The 861-nt window shown below is 71.8% G+C and carries 1 protein-coding gene; it reads left to right on the forward strand.

Features of this window, described 5'->3' with window-relative positions:
* Positions 1–228 precede the first annotated feature (228 nt).
* Positions 229–861: 4-hydroxy-tetrahydrodipicolinate reductase (dapB, locus tag DAT37_RS39630; protein WP_109530097.1), on the forward strand; the 633-nt coding region annotated here is incomplete at its 3' end.

The raw sequence follows: 861 nt of genomic DNA on the forward strand, positions 1-861 counted from the left end.
CTGATGTCCGTCGACGAGGTGCTCGGGCGCATCGAGGCCGTCACCCCCGACGAGGTCGGCGAGGTCGCCGCCGACGTCTTCAACCGGCCGCTCACGCTCGCCGTGATCGGCCCGTACGGCGACAAGGACTTCTCCAGCGCCATCTCCTGAGGCCCTTGGCGGGTGTGCGGCCGCGCCGCGTGGGTCCTCGTGTGGGCCCGCGCGGCGTCGCCGTATAGGGTTGACCGTGTGATCAAGGTAGGTGTGCTCGGCGCCCGGGGTCGTGTGGGCGTCGAGGTGTGCAAGGCGGTCGAGGCGGCTCCCGACATGGAGCTGGTGGCCGCGCTCGACAAGGACGAAAGCATCGAGGGCCTCGAAGGGGCGGAGGTGGTCGTCGACTTCACCCATCCCGACGTGGTGATGGGCAATCTCCAGTGGGCCATCGAGCACGGCATCCATCCGGTGGTCGGCACCACCGGGTTCGACGCCGCCAGGCTCGACGCCGTGCGCGGATGGCTGGCCGCCTCACCCGGCACCAGCGCGCTGATCGCGCCCAACTTCGGCATCGCGGCCGTGCTCATGATGCACTTCGCGCAGCAGGCGGCGAGATACTTCGAGTCCGTCGAGATCGTCGAGCTGCACCACCCGAACAAGGCCGACGCCCCCTCCGGCACCGCCCGCCGCACCGCGGAGCTGGTGGCCGAGGCGCGCGCCAAGGCCGGGCTGGGCACCATGCCCGACGCCACCAGCACCGAGCTCGACGGCGCGCGCGGCGCCGACGTGGACGGGGTGCGCGTGCACGCCGTACGGCTGGCCGGGCTGATCGCCCACCAGGAGGTGCTGCTCGGCGGCGACGGCGAGACCCTCACGATCAGGCACGAC

This window comes from Nocardia aurea (genome assembly GCF_003123685.1).
Lineage (GTDB): Bacteria > Actinomycetota > Actinomycetes > Mycobacteriales > Mycobacteriaceae > Nocardia > Nocardia aurea.